This is a genomic window from Achromobacter denitrificans NBRC 15125 (assembly GCF_001571365.1).
Lineage (GTDB): Bacteria > Pseudomonadota > Gammaproteobacteria > Burkholderiales > Burkholderiaceae_B > Achromobacter > Achromobacter denitrificans.
Genome location: NZ_BCTQ01000073.1, coordinates 1 through 14,566 on the forward strand (window position 1 = coordinate 1; position 14,566 = coordinate 14,566).

Annotated in this window: 15 protein-coding genes and 1 pseudogene; 4 read left to right on the plus strand and 12 right to left on the minus strand. The window is 66.2% G+C overall.

The window, feature by feature from the left end:
- Nucleotides 1-193: pseudogene (locus ADE01S_RS30370) on the minus strand (glycine zipper 2TM domain-containing protein); the annotation flags it as partial.
- Nucleotides 194-323: 130 nt separating this feature from the next.
- Here ADE01S_RS30370 and ADE01S_RS30375 point away from each other — a divergent pair.
- Nucleotides 324-545, plus strand: coding sequence for a DUF3717 domain-containing protein (locus ADE01S_RS30375; protein ID WP_062685487.1), 222 nt, complete (start codon nt 324-326; stop codon nt 543-545).
- Between the two features lie 3 nt (nt 546-548).
- Here ADE01S_RS30375 and ADE01S_RS30380 read toward each other — a convergent pair whose 3' ends face one another.
- The 5 genes from ADE01S_RS30380 to ADE01S_RS30400 all read right to left on the minus strand — a co-directional run bounded on the left by ADE01S_RS30380 (nt 549) and on the right by ADE01S_RS30400 (nt 4,801).
- Entirely contained in the window at nt 549-1,154 is a 606-nt protein-coding gene (locus tag ADE01S_RS30380) for an SCO family protein (protein ID WP_062685488.1), read from the minus strand.
- Nucleotides 1,155-1,171: 17 nt separating this feature from the next.
- Entirely contained in the window at nt 1,172-2,065 is an 894-nt protein-coding gene (cyoE, locus tag ADE01S_RS30385; RefSeq protein ID WP_062685489.1) for a heme o synthase, read from the minus strand.
- A gap of 13 nt (nt 2,066-2,078) precedes the next feature.
- Complete coding sequence (locus ADE01S_RS30390) at nt 2,079-3,113, minus strand: COX15/CtaA family protein (RefSeq protein ID WP_062685497.1); 1,035 nt, start codon at nt 3,111-3,113, stop codon at nt 2,079-2,081.
- Nucleotides 3,114-3,308: 195 nt separating this feature from the next.
- Nucleotides 3,309-3,890: an SCO family protein gene (locus tag ADE01S_RS30395; RefSeq protein ID WP_062685498.1), complete on the minus strand. Its 582-nt coding sequence runs from the start codon at nt 3,888-3,890 to the stop codon at nt 3,309-3,311.
- An 89-nt stretch (nt 3,891-3,979) separates the two neighbouring features.
- Nucleotides 3,980-4,801: an SURF1 family protein gene (locus tag ADE01S_RS30400; protein WP_062685490.1), complete on the minus strand. Its 822-nt coding sequence runs from the start codon at nt 4,799-4,801 to the stop codon at nt 3,980-3,982.
- 36 nt (nt 4,802-4,837) lie between these two features.
- On the opposite strand from ADE01S_RS30400, the gene ADE01S_RS30405 reads away from it, so the two are divergent.
- Nucleotides 4,838-5,038 (plus strand): twin transmembrane helix small protein, encoded by a 201-nt coding sequence (locus tag ADE01S_RS30405; protein ID WP_006224570.1) that lies wholly within the window; start codon nt 4,838-4,840, stop codon nt 5,036-5,038.
- 81 nt (nt 5,039-5,119) lie between these two features.
- Here ADE01S_RS30405 and ADE01S_RS30410 read toward each other — a convergent pair whose 3' ends face one another.
- The 5 genes from ADE01S_RS30410 to coxB form a co-directional block, all read right to left on the minus strand.
- Entirely contained in the window at nt 5,120-5,995 is an 876-nt protein-coding gene (locus ADE01S_RS30410) for a cytochrome c oxidase subunit 3 (protein ID WP_062685491.1), read from the minus strand.
- 38 nt (nt 5,996-6,033) lie between these two features.
- A complete protein-coding gene (locus ADE01S_RS30415; RefSeq protein WP_013390978.1) occupies nt 6,034-6,258 on the minus strand; it encodes a DUF2970 domain-containing protein in 225 nt (74 codons plus the stop codon).
- Between the two features lie 9 nt (nt 6,259-6,267).
- Nucleotides 6,268-6,393 carry a cytochrome oxidase small assembly protein gene (locus tag ADE01S_RS31995; RefSeq protein ID WP_217279645.1) on the minus strand — a complete coding sequence of 42 codons (126 nt, stop codon included), beginning with the start codon at nt 6,391-6,393 and terminating at the stop codon, nt 6,268-6,270.
- 31 nt (nt 6,394-6,424) lie between these two features.
- Entirely contained in the window at nt 6,425-8,032 is a 1,608-nt protein-coding gene (gene ctaD / locus ADE01S_RS30420) for a cytochrome c oxidase subunit I (protein ID WP_062685492.1), read from the minus strand.
- 105 nt (nt 8,033-8,137) lie between these two features.
- The gene (coxB, locus tag ADE01S_RS30425) at nt 8,138-9,295 is read right to left on the minus strand and encodes a cytochrome c oxidase subunit II (RefSeq protein ID WP_062685493.1); all 1,158 of its coding nucleotides are present in this window, start codon (nt 9,293-9,295) and stop codon (nt 8,138-8,140) included.
- A gap of 289 nt (nt 9,296-9,584) precedes the next feature.
- Here coxB and ADE01S_RS30430 point away from each other — a divergent pair, with 289 nt between their 5' ends.
- Nucleotides 9,585-10,397, plus strand: coding sequence for an NUDIX hydrolase (locus ADE01S_RS30430; protein ID WP_062685494.1), 813 nt, complete (start codon nt 9,585-9,587; stop codon nt 10,395-10,397).
- Here the strand turns inward: ADE01S_RS30430 and ADE01S_RS30435 are convergent.
- Nucleotides 10,394-13,090: a cation:proton antiporter gene (locus ADE01S_RS30435; RefSeq protein WP_062685495.1), complete on the minus strand. Its 2,697-nt coding sequence runs from the start codon at nt 13,088-13,090 to the stop codon at nt 10,394-10,396. The genes ADE01S_RS30430 and ADE01S_RS30435 overlap by 4 nt on opposite strands.
- Before the next feature lie 195 nt (nt 13,091-13,285).
- Between ADE01S_RS30435 and cpdA the strand changes: the two genes are divergently transcribed.
- On the plus strand, nt 13,286-14,125 hold the full coding sequence (gene cpdA / locus ADE01S_RS30440; RefSeq protein WP_062685496.1) for a 3',5'-cyclic-AMP phosphodiesterase: 840 nt from the start codon (nt 13,286-13,288) through the stop codon (nt 14,123-14,125).
- Nucleotides 14,126-14,566: the final 441 nt, after the last annotated feature.

Sequence of the window (14,566 nt, forward strand, 5' to 3'; positions counted from 1 at the left end):
GCGCCAGGTTGGCGTCTTCCGGGCCGGCCTCGGCCACGGCTTCCTCGGCATGCGGATTGGCCGAAGGAGTAGGCAACCATCCCAGCACGGCAGCCACGCCCACCGAGCACATGACGATGACGGCGACCGCGGCGGCCGCGACCAGCGGATGCAGCCCGCGGCGCGGGGTGTCGATTCGGGTAGAGGTACTCATGACGATGCTCCATCGTAACTAACCGGCAGTGGTATAGCACCCGAGCGCGGTTTCGGCATGTTGCGATGGTGACGCTTCTTTGCTGCGCGGCCGCGGTGGACAGCCCGGGCCAATCGTGGACAATAGGCGCATGGATTCCGTCACCCTGCCCCTGCTCGAACAGGCGATCAACTACTGGCGCAACGTTTCGCCGTCCGTCAGCGACGAATGCCGCCTCTGCCCCGAGGCGGCCGCCCTCGCGACCCCCTACGCCCTCATGATCATGGCCCACCGGCGCGAGATCGCCACCGCCGAACTCGGCGAGCAGGCCCGCGCCGCCCTCGACGGCTGGGCCGCCGCGGCGGGCAAGTAAGCCCTACTGCTTCAGCAACGCCTGGATGTCGTGCGCCAACGCGTCGACGCCGATGTTGTTGTTGGCCAGCACGCGCGATTCACCCTTGCCGTCGAGCAGGTAGAAGGCGGCCGTGTGGTCCATGGTGTAGTTGCCGTCCTTGGTGGGCGCCTTGGCGTAGTAGGCCTTGAACGACGCCGCGGCCTTCTTGACCTGGTCCGGCGTGCCCGTCAGCCCCAGGAAGCGCGGGTCGAAAGCGGTAACGTATTGCTTGAGGACTTCGGGGGTATCGCGCTCGGGATCCACCGTGATCAGCAGCACCTGGACGCGCTCGGCGTCCGGCCCCAACTTCTTCATCACTTCGGTCAGCTCGGCCAGCGAGGTCGGGCACACGTCGGGACACTGCGTGAAGCCGAAGAACACCACGACCACCTTGCCCGCGAAGTCGGACAGCTGGCGCGCCTTGCCGTTGTGGTCGGACAGCTCCATGCCGCGGCCCAGCTGGGTTCCGCTGATGTCGCTGCCCTTGAACGTGGGCGCGCTCTCGCCGCAGGCGGCCAGGGCGGCGGTGAAGGCGGCGGCTGCGCCCAGGCGCAAGGCCAGCCGGCGGCTGGCGGAAAACACGGACATCGACAACCTCCAGGGAATCAGCGCAACAGGCCGACCCAGTGGTCCGCCAGCAGGGCGCCGAAGAGCAGCGCCAGGTAAAGAATGGAAAACTTGAACATGCTGCGCGCGAGCTCGTCGCTGTAGGCGCGGTACAGGCGCCAGGCATACGACACGAACATGCCGCCCAGCGCCAGCGCCGAGACCAGGTAGAGCTCGCCGCTCATGCGGATGGCGTAGGGCAGCAGCGTGGTGGCGACCAGCGCCACGCTGTAGAGCAGGATGTGCAGGCGCGTGAACTGGTTGCCATGCGTCACCGGCAGCATGGGCAGGCCGGCCTTGGCGTAATCGTGGTTGCGGTACAGCGCCAGCGCCCAGAAGTGCGGCGGCGTCCAGATGAAGATGATCAGGACCAGGATCCAGGCTTCGGCCGGCACCGAGTCGGCCACCGTGGCCCAGCCCAGGGCCGGCGGCATGGCGCCGGACAGGCCGCCGATGACAATGTTCTGCGGGGTGCGCGGCTTGAGGATGACGGTGTAGATCACCGCGTAGCCCACGAAGGTGGCGAAGGTCAGCCACATCGTCAGGGGGTTGACCAGGTGATAAAGCACGAACATGCCCGCGCCGCCCAGCAGGCCCGACAGGCTCAGCACCTGGAACGCCGAAATCGTGCCGCGCGCCGTGCCGCGACGCGCGGTGCGCAACATGCGGGCGTCGATTTCCTGTTCGATCAGGCAGTTGATGGCGAAAGCGGCCGCGGCCAGCAGCCAGATGCCCAGGGTGCCGAACAACACCCGGCGCATGTCCGGGATGCCCGGCGCGGCCAGGAACATGCCGATCACGGCACAGAACACCGCCAACTGCGTCACGCGCGGTTTGGTGAGGACGAAATACTGGCGGAACAATCCGGGCTGAGGAGCGGCAATACTGGTCATAGTGGGCCCTATTTTAAACGTGCACCGAATTGGGGCCGCAGCCCCCGGCGGGCGGGCGCCCTGCCGTGGACAAACGCACCATCAACACCACCGCGGCCAGGGTCAGGCCGGCAGCGCCCCCATTGTGCAACACCGCGATCAACAGCGGCCACTGGAAGAAGATCGTGGTCAGGCCGGTCAGCAGTTGCGCGCCCAGCAGCGCCAGCATCAGCGTGGCCGGCCCGCGCAGGCCGGGTTCGGCGCGCAGGCGCCAGGCCAATATGCCCAGGTACAGGAACACCACGAAGGCGAAGTTGCGGTGCACCCAGTGGATCGCGGTCAGGGCGGGCTGGGAGATCATCTCGCCCGACGGCAGTTCGCCCAGGGCCCGGATGATCGAATAACCGCCGTGGAAGTCCATTTCAGGCACCCACGCGCCGTGGCACATGGGGAAGTCCATGCAGGCCAGCGCGGCGTAATTGGTGCTGACCCAGCCGCCCAGGGTCACTTGCACCAGCAGCAGCGCGAAGCCCCCCGCCACCCAGGGCTTCCAGCGCGCGGCCGCCGCGGCCACGGCCAGATGCGGGCGCTCTCGCGACGACAGCCAGGTCATCAGCGCCAGCACCGACAGGCCGAACACCAGGTGCGTGGTCACGACGACGGGCATCAGCTTGTGCGTCACCGTCCAGGCGCCAAAGGCGCCCTGCACGCACACGGCGATCAGCGTCACGATGGCCAGCCTGGGCGAACGGCCCAGCTGGCTCCGGTAGCGCCAGGCCATGTAGACAATGGCGATGATCAGCATGCCCAGGATCGCGCCGACATAGCGATGGATCATTTCGATCCAGGCCTTGGACAACGTGACCGGGCCGAACGGCATGGCCTGCGACGCTTCGTGGATGTCTCCCATGGCGCCCAGCGGCGTCACGCTGCCATAGCAGCCGGGCCAGTCCGGGCAGCCCAGGCCGGAGTCCGTCAAGCGCACGAACGCGCCGAACATGATCAGGTCCAGCGTCAGGAACCAAGTGAAGAAAACCAGTTTGCGATACCGCGCTTTGATGCGTTCCATTTCCATAAACCATTACTCTGCCGCGCCGCGCGAATCGCGCGGCACGTAAAACCAGCAGCCCTCCGCCGCCACACCAGCACCATGCCCCCGCATGCAAACGCCGCCACGCCAATCAGGGCCGCGCAGATCCGGCTCCGCCGGTCTGCTGCGGCGCCCCCCTGGGGGGGAAGCGCCGCAGGCGCTCCGGGGGGGGGGTCACCCTATCCTTGAGTTATAGACCAGCTTGCTGATGTCCTTGCGCACCTTCACGCCATCGGCCTCGGCAGGGTACTGCATCATGAGGTTGCCCAGGGGATCGATCACCCAGATCGGGTCCTGCAGGCCGGGCTGGCCGGCCGCGCCGTCGCGCGCGAGCAGGAAGCGCGCCAGCTGGTCCGGGTTGGCGCGCACCATCACCGTGCCCTTGTAGGCTTCCAGCACCTTGTCGGGCACCGGCGCATCATCGGTGATGAACCAGACGCGGGCCAGCCGGTCCACGTTCTTGCCCTGGCTGGCGTGGCTGTTGCGCGTGATGAAGAGCTTGCGCGCGCAGCTTTCCGGGCAGTCGCCGCCATCGGCGGCGACCAGCAGCCACTTGCCCTTCAGGCTCTGCAGGTCGAAAGGCTTGCCGTCCAGCGTGGTCAGGCGCAACTCGCCGGCCGCGGGCATGGGCCGCTGCGGATTCACCAGCGTGCCGTAATTGCTCGAATCCGCGGGCCACCATTGCGGATTCATGTAGACCACCACGGCCGCGACGATGGGCGCCAGCGAACACAGGAACACCAGCAACATCGGCATCAAGGAGCGCTTGCGCGCGGGCTGGGTAGAAGAAAGATCGCGAGCCACTTTGTATCCTGTCGTCTTGCGGGTTGAGGGTGGGCGCCGGGTCAGGCCCGGGGTCCGCCGGACTCGTGGCGCCGCATGCGCCGGATGGCGCCCCCCAGCACCACCAGCCACGCGATGGCGGCAATCGACGCGAAAGCGAACCACTGTACGGCATAGGACGTGTTCTGCTGGAAATCCACGGACGGCTGCGGCCAGTCCCGCACCAGCCCGTCGTCCGCGCCGCTGCCGGACTGCAGCAGCACCGTGGGCAGCAAGGTCAGCCCGGTGGCCTGGGCATAGGCGTCCAGCGGCAGGTTCTGCACCTGCGGCACGGCGCCGCCCGCCACCGGCAGCGCCGCCGGCAGGACGGACTGGTCCGATCCTCCCAGCGACCAGATCTCGAACAGCCGCGGCACCCGCAAGGAGAGCTCTCCGGTCACCGTCTGCGGGCCCTCGGGCGCGGCGGGCAAGGACGGCTGCGCCGGCCCCTGGCCGGGAACCTGCCCCGGCGTCGGCAGGGCGCGCGGCAACCACCCGCGCAGCACCAGCACCGCGCGCCGCGCGTCGGCATCCAGCAGCAAGGGCGTGGCCAGCCAATAGCCCGGCTTGCCGTCCTGGTTGCGGTTGTCCAGCAGTACACTGAATTGTGGCAACCACACGCCGGTGGCCTGCGCGGCGCGCCACGCGGTCATGGCGGCGGGGTCGGTGGCGGGGGTCAATTGCAGCGGCGCCTGCTTGCGGCCTGCCTCGATAGCCGCCAGAATGGCGCGTCGCTCATCGCCACGCCGCAATTGCCATTGCCCCAACGACGCCAGGATCATCACGGCGGCGCCGAGCAGCAGCAAGGCGGCTACCGTGTAGCGGGTTGAATGCGGTCGGGCCATCTTTCTTCAATAACTCTGATTCGTCCGGAGACCACCATGCGTGTTTTTGTCGTCCTGGCCTTTATCGGTATTCTGGCCAGCTTGGCATCCGCCCTGGTCTACCTGATGCGGGACAAGGGCACCACCAGCCGCACGGTCAACGCGCTGACGGTACGCATCGGACTTTCCGTGGCCCTGTTCCTCTTCGTGCTGTTCGCCCACCACATGGGCTGGATCGAGAGCACAGGCCTTAGATAGGCAGCCGGGACGCAGGTTCCCGGGAATTCGGCCGCAGGATGGGTGTCGCGCGCGACACCCATCCTGCTCACCACGTACCGGTCAGAACCAGTAGACGAACAGGTACAGGCCCAGCCACACCACGTCCACGAAGTGCCAGTACCAGGCGGCGCCCTCGAAGCCGAAATGGTGATCGGCGGTGAAGTGCCCGCGGATCAGGCGGATCAGGATGACGGTCAGCATGGTGGCGCCCAGCAGCACGTGGAAGCCGTGGAAGCCGGTCAGCATGTAGAACAGCGAGCCGTAGGCGCCCGAATTGAACTTCAGGTTCAGCTCGGTATAGGCATGGTGGTATTCGTAAGCCTGACAGGTCACGAACACGAAGCCCAGGATGACGGTAGCCAGCAGCCAGAAGATCGTCTTGCCGCGGTGATTCTCGCGCAGCGCGTGGTGGGCGATGGTCAGCGTCACGCCCGAGCTCAGCAGCAGCGCGGTGTTGATCGTGGGCAGCCAGAAGGGGCCGACGGTCTGGAAGTGCTCGACCACGCCAGCCGGGCCGAAGTTCGGCCACACGGCCTGGAAGTCGGGCCACAGCATCAACCGGTGGTCCATGTCGCCCAGCCACGGCGTGGTGATGGTGCGCGTGTACCAGAGGGCGCCGAAGAACGCCGCGAAGAACATGACTTCCGAGAAGATGAACCAGCTCATGCCCCAGCGGTAGGAGCCGTCGATGCGCTTGCTGTTCAGGCCGGCCTCGGATTCCTGGATGGCGTCGCCGAACCAGAAGTACAGCACCACGATCAGGCCGATGAAACCCGCCAGCAGGGACCACTTGGCCCAGCTGACGCCGTTGATCCAGCCCGCGGCGCCCAGCCCCATGAACAGCAACGCCACGGCCGTACGCACGGGATGACCCGAATCGGCGGGCACAAAATAGTACGGTGCCTCTTTACCTTGAACCGAGTGGCTTGCACTCATGGCTTTCTCCCTGGTACAGATTTATAGAATTAAGTGATTCAAGTCAGGCTGGAAACGGCCCAACGCACAATTAATACCAGCACAGTAACGAAGATGGCCGCGGCCAGCAGCCCCGCCACGATCACATGGACCGGGTTGAGCTTGGCGACGTCCTCCCGGTGGCCCGCCCCCTTGCGGACACCGAAGAATCCCCACGCCACCGCCTTCATGGTCTGAAGGAAACTCAGCTTGCGCTGCGAGGTTTCGCGGAGGTCGTCGCTCATGGCCCGCGCCTAGTTGACGGCGACGCCGGACAGCAGGGCCGAACCGCGCAACACGGTCCAGGCGAACACGGCGATGACGAAAGCCAGCAGGACCAGTCCTGCGATTCTGTTGCGGCGGCGCTGCTCGGGTGTCATTGCTGTGCTACCTGGAACATGAAAAGCGTGATTACTTCACTTCGGGCGGGGTTTCGAAGGTGTGGAAGGGCGCGGGCGAGGGCACCGTCCATTCCAGGCCTTCGGCGCCTTCCCACGGCTTGGCCGAGGCGACGTCGCCCTTGCCACGGTAGCAGCGGATCATCGCCCACAGGAAGATCAACTGCGACAGGCCGAACCAGAACGCGCCGATGGTGGCCATCTGGTGGAACGTCGTGAACTGCCCCGCGTAGTCGGCGTAGCGGCGCGGCATGCCCGCCAGGCCCAGGAAGTGCATCGGGAAGAAGGTCACGTTGAACGAGATCAGCGTGGACCAGAAGTGCAGCTTGCCCAGCTTTTCGCTGTACATGCGGCCCGTCCACTTCGGCACCCAGTAGTAGGCGCCGGCGAACAGGGCGAACAGCGAGCCCGCCACCAGCACGTAGTGGAAGTGGGCGACCACGTAATACGTGTCGTGCACCTGGATGTCGATGGGCGCCACCGACAGGATCAGCCCGGTGAAGCCGCCCATGGTGAACACGAAGATGAAGCCGATCGAGAACAGCATCGGGGTCTCGAACGTCATGGAGCCGCGCCACATGGTGGCGACCCAGTTGAACACCTTCACCCCGGTGGGGATGGAGATGAGCATGGTGGCGTACATGAAGTAGAGCTGGCCGGTCACGGGCATGCCCGTCGTGAACATGTGGTGCGCCCACACGATGAAGGACAGCACGGCGATGGAGGCGGTGGCGTAGACCATCGAGGCGTAGCCGAACAGCTTCTTGCGGGCGAACGCGGGCACGATCGCCGACACGATGCCGAACGCCGGCAAGATCATGATGTAGACCTCGGGGTGCCCGAAGAACCAGAACACGTGCTGGTACAGGACCGGATCGCCGCCGGCGGCGGCGTTGAAGAAGCCCGTGCCGAAATGGCGGTCGGTCAGCACCATGGTGATGGCGGCGGCCAGCACCGGCATCACGGCCAGCAGCAGGAAGGCGGTGATCAGCCAGGTCCAGCAGAACAGCGGCATCTTCATCAGCGTCAGGCCGGGCGCGCGCATGTTGAGCACGGTCACGATGATGTTGATCGCGCCCATGATGGACGACGCGCCCATGATGTGCAGCGCGAAGATCGCCAGGTCCATGCCGGGGCCCATCTGCAGCGACAGCGGCGCGTACAGGGTCCAGCCGGCGGCGGTGGCGCCGCCGGGCACGAAGAACGACGCCGTCAGCATGATGGCGGCCACGGGCAGCAGCCAGAAGCTGAAGTTGTTCATGCGCGCGAACGCCATGTCGGAGGCGCCGATCTGCATCGGGATCATCCAGTTGGCGAAGCCCACGAACGCCGGCATGACCGCGCCGAACACCATCACGAGGCCGTGCATGGTGGTGAACTGGTTGAACAGCTCGGGGCGGAAGAACTGCAGGCCCGGCTCGAAGAGCTCGGTGCGCAGCAGCAAGGCCAGCGTGCCGCCCTCCAGCAGCATGACGAACGAGAAGATGAGGTACATCGTCCCGATGTCTTTGTGGTTCGTGGCGAAAAGCCAGCGGCGCCAGCCGGTGGGGATGGCGTGATGGTGGTCATCGTGACCGTGGCCGTGGCCCGGCGACACGTGGTCTACAGTGACGCTGCTCATGATGGACTCCTTCCTGCTGAGTGCCGCCCCCGATCCACGGGGCCGGCAGGGTATCTCTAACTAAACGGAACCGGTTCTAACGGTGGAGGAACTGGACGCGCGCAATCAGCGCGCGGCCATCACGTCCTTCGGAAGAACCGTCGGGTCCTGCCCCTTGCCTGCATTGCTCCAGGCATGGCGCGTATAGCTGATGACCGCTGCGATCTCGACATCGTTGAGCTGCCCACCGAATGGCGCCATCGCGGTGCCGGGCTTGCCCTTCAGCACGGTGTTGATCTGTTCCGCCTTCGGGCCCAGAACAACCTTGTCTCCGTCAAGCGGCGGGAAGCTGCCCGGGATGCCCTTGCCGTTGGCCTGGTGACAGGCAACGCAATTTGCAGCGAAAACCTTCTCGCCACGAGCAACCAGTTCGGCTTCCGTCCACTCTTTATTGGGATCGTCGGCGTTCGCCGCCATCTTCTTCTTTTGGTCTTCAACCCACTTATCGTAGTCGGCTTGCGCCAGAACTTCCACGACGATGGGCATGAATGCGTGATCCTTGCCGCAAAGTTCCGCGCACTGGCCGCGGTAAATGCCGGGTTTGTCGGCATTGAACCAGGTGTCGCGCAGGAAACCGGGGATGGCGTCCTGTTTCACGCCGAAATCGGGAATCATCCAGGAGTGGATGACGTCGGCGGCGGTCAGGACGATGCGGACTTTCTTGTTCACCGGGACGACCAGGTGATTGTCCACTTCCATCAGGTAGAACTCGCCCTTGGGCTCGCGGTTCTCGATCTGCGCGCGCGGGGTCGACAGCGTGGAAAGGAACTTGATGCCGGCGGCCGGGCCGTCGAGGTACTCGTAGCCCCACTTCCACTGGTAGCCGGTGACCTTCACGGTGACGTCGGCGCTGGAGGTGTCTTTCATGGCGACCACGGTCTTGGTGGCCGGCAGCGCCATGGCGATGACGATGATGAACGGGATGACCGTCCATGCGACTTCGACGCCCAGGTGCTCGTGGAAGGTCGCGGCCTTGTGGCCGCGCGACTTGCGGTGCGCCCAGATGGAATAGAACATGACTCCAAAGACGCCGATGAAGATCACGATACAGATCGTGAGCAGCATCCAATGCAGCCACATGATGTCGCGCGAGATCGCCGTCACGCCCTCATGCAGGTTGAGCTGATTGACCTTCGGGCCGCCGGGCATGTCTCGCACCTGAGCACCCGCCACGCTGCCAATCAGCATCGCACAAGCCCCCAGTATCCCTCTCCACTTCTTCATGCTTACCTCGAAACACGGCGCGTAGGTCCGTTCTCTAGTGGCGGAAGTCACCGGAAACGGGCAACACGCAATTATTAGATGGCAGGGCGAGGCAGGGAGATAGAGCGGCCCCTGTCGTTCCCACTCGAAATCACAAAGAAACTGGCGGATTATAGCGGACGCGCAAACAGATGTAAGTTAGTGCCCTTGAATTCATAGGCCCCGCCCCCATCTGGCCTCGCCCTCTTGACCGCGCGCCGCAAACCGGGTGGCATAAAATCGTCGGCAACATCATCACGACGGTTCCACGATGCCTCAGCAGTTGTCCGACTTGTATGCCGCCCTTTGCGCACGCGCCCAGGAGCCCGCGCCCGACGGCGCGCGCGCTTTATATATAGCGGGGCGCCGCTGCGGCTGGGCCACGCACGCGGCCTGCGACGCCTTGCGCGGCGCCGCCGGCATCGACGCGGACGGCGAGGCCCTGCGCATCGGCGGCGGCATGGAGCCGGGCGCGGAACTCGACGGCCTGCTCGAACTGGCCGCGGAACTGTTGCGCGAAGCCAACTGCTTGCGCGGCTGGCGCGATGAATTGCTGGATGTCATGGATGGCGACGAGCCCCTGGGCGTGATCGAACGCGCCGCGGTGCGCCCCCTGGGCCTGCTCACCAAGGCGGTGCACCTGAACGCCTGGACGCCCGACGGCCGCCTGTGGGTCGCGCGCCGCGCCCTCAGCAAATCCACCGATCCCGGTATGTGGGATACCTTGGTGGGCGGGCTGGCCGGCAGCCGCGAAGACCTGGAATGGGCGCTGGTGCGCGAATGCGGCGAAGAGGCGGGGCTGGACGAGCCCGACCTGGCGCGGCGCTCGCCCTTGCGCACCATCCTGCGCATCCATCGGCGCCTGCCCGAGGGCTATCAGGTCGAAGACGTCCTGACCAGCACCTGCGTGCTGGCGCCCGATGCCCGTCCCGCCAACCGGGACGGGGAAGTCATGGAAATCGCCACGGTGGACGTGGCCACGGCCGTGCGCCGGATCGCGGACGGCGAATTCACGCTGGAAGCGGCGCTGGTCATCGTCGAAGACATCATGCAGCGCCGCGCGGCCGGCGAAATCCCCGCCTAGCGGGGCACCACGCCGGGCTCGCCCAGCACCGAGCCCGGCGGCGGGTCGTCGCGCGTCGAGTCATCGCGGGACGAATCTTCGCGGGGCGGATCGGCATCGGGCCGCTCGCGCGGGCTTTCTCCCGCGGCCTCGGCCGCTTCGGCCGCCTGCGCAGGGCTGGGCGCCGAAGCCGGGGCGGGCGCCGGGGCCGGGGCCGCATTGGCCTGCGAGAACTGCTTCCACACTTCGATCGCGCGCAGGCGCTGCTTGGCCACCAGCTGGATGCGCTCGCGCAAATGCTCGTCGCGCGCCAGCAGGGCGTGGAAATCGCGCGAGGACAGCATCAGCAGCTTGCTGTAGCCCAGCGAGGTCACGTCCGGGGCGATCTGCTGTTCGCCCAGCAGCCCCAGTTCGCCGAAGAACTCGCCGCTGCCCAGCTCGATCATGGTGTTGTCGGGCAGATGCACGGCCACCGCGCCGGAAGCCACGAAACACATCTCTTCGCCATGGCGGCCCTTGGTGAGGACGCGCTGGTCCGGCAGCGACAGGCGCGGCTTGAGCAGCTTGCTGATGGCCCGCAGCGAATCGGCCGACAGGCCCTCGAACAGCGGCACGCGCTTGATCAGCTCCGCCGCGCTCATTTCGATGTCCAGCGGCGGATGCTTGTCGATATGGGCCCAGCGGCTCTTCAATTGCGCCATCAGGTCCGCGTAGACCTCGCCGCTGATCAGGAACTGTTCGAGCATGTCGCGGTAGCGGATGCGCTCCATTTCGCGCGCCACGCGGCCCAGATAGCTTTCCTGCAACCATTGTGCGTAGGACGGATACTGCAGGTTCAGGGCCTGCATGGCGTTCTCGATCAGGTCCAGGCGGCGCTGGTGCAGGGACACGATGCGCTGCGTCGCCTCCTCGCCCAGCAGGGGCGTGATCTGCTCCCGCGCGAAGGCGATCAGGCGCTGCGCGACCGACCGCTTGCTCATCAGGTTGGCGAAGCGCTGGCCCAGCTCGCGCGCCAGCCAGCTCTGGAATCCGAACACGTAGTGCAGGCGCAGGGCCAGGCGAAAGCCCGTGGAATAGCGCACGTCGGCGATGATGGCGCGCTCGAAGCCGGGAATGCCGCCCAGCCGGATCGCGTCCTCCAGCCGTTCCGCCCGCGCCAACAGGGTTTCGGCCATGCGCCAATCAACAATCTGCGCCTTGAGGATGTCGAAGAACATTTCCTCTTCGCGCTGCGCGACGATGGCCAGCCCCACCGCGACGCGCTGGTCGTCGCTCATCTGGCCGACCTGGCCGTCATGCACGCTGGTCAGGCTGGCGTCGAACACGGCGCGGATGCGGTCGCGGACCTCCGTGCCGATATGTTCGCTCCGCGCGACCTCGTCCGTCTTGCCCTGCAAGTCTTCCAGCGCCACCGCCAGGGCCTGGTTGCGGATGGTGCGCTCCACCGGCGACAGCTGGTTCAGGCCCAGCATGCGGATGAGCGGGCGCAGGCTGATGCCATTGACGAACAGCGTGATCAGCACGAAGCTCGTGGTGGCGACGGCGATGAACTGGCGCGCCTCTTCGGGCACACCGGTCTGTTCGGTGACGGCCAGCGCCAGCGCCAGCGACACCGCGCCGCGCAAGCCGCCCCACAGCATCACCACCTTGTAGGGATTGCTGACTTTCGTGCCCAGCCGGGTCAGGCCCAGCAGCGGCAACAGGCCGAAGACCACGATGGCGCGGGCCACCAGCGTCGTCACGAAGAGCACCGCCACCAGCACCAGTTCCTGCCAGTCCGCCGCCGCCATCAGCTTGGGGATCAGCATGGCCGCGAACAGGAAGATCAGCGAATTGGCCCAGAAGCCGAATTGCTCCCAGGCGCTTGAGAGGTACTCGAAGGTGGTGGGCGACATGCGGGTGCGGCCCGTGGATCCGACCACCAGGCCGGCGATCACGGTGGCCACCACGCCGGAGACGTTCAGGTAGTGCTCCGAGATGAAGAAGGACAGATAGGCCAGCGTCAGGGTCAGCGTGATTTCCGCGGTGGGAAAGCCGCGCAGCCAGGCGAACAGGAAGCAGGCCAGCCGCCCCATGGCGAAACCGGCCACGCCGCCGCCGATGAAGTGCACGATGAAATCGTTGAAGATGCCGCTCGCGGTCAGCTCGCCATGGCCGCCCAGCACGGCCAGCAGCACCGAATACAAGGCGATGGACGCGGCGTCGTTGAACAGGCTCTCGCCCTCGACCAGCGTGGTCAGGCGCTTGGGCGCGCCCACCTCGCGGAAGATGCCGACCACGGCCACCGGGTCGGTGGTCGCGACGATGGCGCCCAGCAGCAGGCAGACCACCAGGCCGTAGGACGAAATGGCGTCCAGGGTCACGCCCACCGCCACCGTGCACACCACCACGGCCACGATGGCCATCATGAGGATGGGGCCGATGTCGTCCATCAGGCGCCGCACGTTCATGGACAGCGCGGTCTCGAACAGCAGCACCGGCAGGAACACCATCAGGAAGGTTTCGGACGAAATCTCGAAGCGTTCCAGGGAGTCCAGGAAGTCGCCGATCCAGCTGGGCGCCCAGCCGTGCACGTGCACGATGATGCCCAGCAAGCAGCCGACGATGGCCAGCAGCACCGAGTACGGCAGCTTGAGGCGGCCGGCCAGGGGAGGCATGAAACAGACCAGCGTGAGCAATCCGGCCAGGCCGAATACGAGAAAACCGACATCCATGGGTAGCGCCGCGTCCGATCTTGAAGCTTGTGAGAAGTTTCACAAGAATAGCGGCTTTTTTATTCCGATCCGGGCCGGAAACTGTAGAGAATCGTAGAGAATGCACGTTTCGTTACCCCAATGCGGAGGCTCGATACGCGCCGCGCCATGTTTTTTGGGTAATGTGGAATCGCACAAACTTTTCAGGAGCGGCACTTGGCCCGCATCCATTCCCTGACCCGGCGCGACGACGCGCCCGCCATGCTGGTCCAAGTGACCGACAGCCATCTGTTCGGTGAAGCCGGCACCGCGATGCTGGGCGTCGACACCGACGCCAGCCTGCGCGCCGTGCTGCGCCAGATCGAGGCGGACGGCCGCCATCCCGACCTGCTGCTGGCCACGGGCGACCTGTCCCAGGACGGCGAGGCGCAGGCCTACCGGCGCTTTGCCAGCATCCTGTCCGAGGCCCCGGCGCTGGACCGCGCCTGCGTGCGCTGCCTGCCTGGCAACCACGACCTGCCGGCCGTGATGCGCCAGGAACTGGCGGAATGGTCCGCGCCGGTAACCGACGTGGGCGCCTGGCGCGTCGTGACGCTGGACACCACCGTGCCGGGCTCCAACGCGGGCCATCTGCCCGACAGCCAGCTCGACATGCTGGAGGCGGCGCTGGCCGCGGCGCCCGGCCGCCACACGCTGGTCGCGATGCACCACAATCCGATGCAGATCGACAGCCACTGGCACGACACGATGATGATCGACAACCCCCAGGCGCTGTTCAAGCTCCTGACGCATTGGCCGCAGGTCCGCGTGCTGCTGTGGGGGCACGTGCACCACGAATTCGACCGCCGCCGCCACAACCTGCGCATGCTGGCCACGCCGTCCACCTGCTTCCAGTTCAGCATCCGCGACGGCAAACACGTCGTGGACAACATGGCACCCGGCTACCGCTGGATCAAGCTGTACCAGGACGGCTCGATGGCAACCGGCGTGCGGCGCGTGCAAGACGCGCTGTGGCATCCCGCCCTGGCCGCCTCGGCCAAGGCGCAGGCCGCGTAAAGGAAGAACGCAGACGCTCCGCGAGCAGCCGGAGCGCAAGCGCACGCGGTGCGGAAGCCCCTGCACCGTGCCAGATCGCAGCAAACGAGCGAAAGCTTGCGCAGCCTGGGAAGCCCAGCCTCAAGCCAGATCGCAAGACTCACGCAAGAATGGCCGCGCCGCCGCCGGGCCGCCCCAAGGCAGCGCAGCCCCCTCGGGGGGCAGCAAGCACGCAAAGCGTGCGCAGCGTGGGGAGCCTAGCATCGCGCCAGATCGCAAAACCCACGCAAGAATGGCCGCGCCGCCGCCGGGCCGCCCCAAGGCGGCGCAGCCCCCTTGTATGCTTATTTCTGTGTTCACGGAGTGGATACAGGCAAGGCCGGCATAGCCCGATCCCCCTTAGAGTCAGGAACTCGTCCCCGAGCATGGGGCGTGCCGGCCCTTGCGTTTGTCGCCAAGCCC

Coding starts and splice junctions, on each gene's coding strand:
- ADE01S_RS30375 (WP_062685487.1), top strand. CDS start 324: ATGGATTCCGTCACCCTGCCCCTGCTCGAACAGGCGATCAACTACTGG.
- ADE01S_RS30380 (WP_062685488.1), bottom strand. CDS start 1,154: ATGTCCGTGTTTTCCGCCAGCCGCCGGCTGGCCTTGCGCCTGGGCGCA.
- cyoE (WP_062685489.1), bottom strand. CDS start 2,065: ATGACCAGTATTGCCGCTCCTCAGCCCGGATTGTTCCGCCAGTATTTC.
- ADE01S_RS30390 (WP_062685497.1), bottom strand. CDS start 3,113: ATGGAACGCATCAAAGCGCGGTATCGCAAACTGGTTTTCTTCACTTGG.
- ADE01S_RS30395 (WP_062685498.1), bottom strand. CDS start 3,890: ATGCCGATGTTGCTGGTGTTCCTGTGTTCGCTGGCGCCCATCGTCGCG.
- ADE01S_RS30400 (WP_062685490.1), bottom strand. CDS start 4,801: ATGGCCCGACCGCATTCAACCCGCTACACGGTAGCCGCCTTGCTGCTG.
- ADE01S_RS30405 (WP_006224570.1), top strand. CDS start 4,838: ATGCGTGTTTTTGTCGTCCTGGCCTTTATCGGTATTCTGGCCAGCTTG.
- ADE01S_RS30410 (WP_062685491.1), bottom strand. CDS start 5,995: ATGAGTGCAAGCCACTCGGTTCAAGGTAAAGAGGCACCGTACTATTTT.
- ADE01S_RS30415 (WP_013390978.1), bottom strand. CDS start 6,258: ATGAGCGACGACCTCCGCGAAACCTCGCAGCGCAAGCTGAGTTTCCTT.
- ADE01S_RS31995 (WP_217279645.1), bottom strand. CDS start 6,393: ATGACACCCGAGCAGCGCCGCCGCAACAGAATCGCAGGACTGGTCCTG.
- ctaD (WP_062685492.1), bottom strand. CDS start 8,032: ATGAGCAGCGTCACTGTAGACCACGTGTCGCCGGGCCACGGCCACGGT.
- coxB (WP_062685493.1), bottom strand. CDS start 9,295: ATGAAGAAGTGGAGAGGGATACTGGGGGCTTGTGCGATGCTGATTGGC.
- ADE01S_RS30430 (WP_062685494.1), top strand. CDS start 9,585: ATGCCTCAGCAGTTGTCCGACTTGTATGCCGCCCTTTGCGCACGCGCC.
- ADE01S_RS30435 (WP_062685495.1), bottom strand. CDS start 13,090: ATGGATGTCGGTTTTCTCGTATTCGGCCTGGCCGGATTGCTCACGCTG.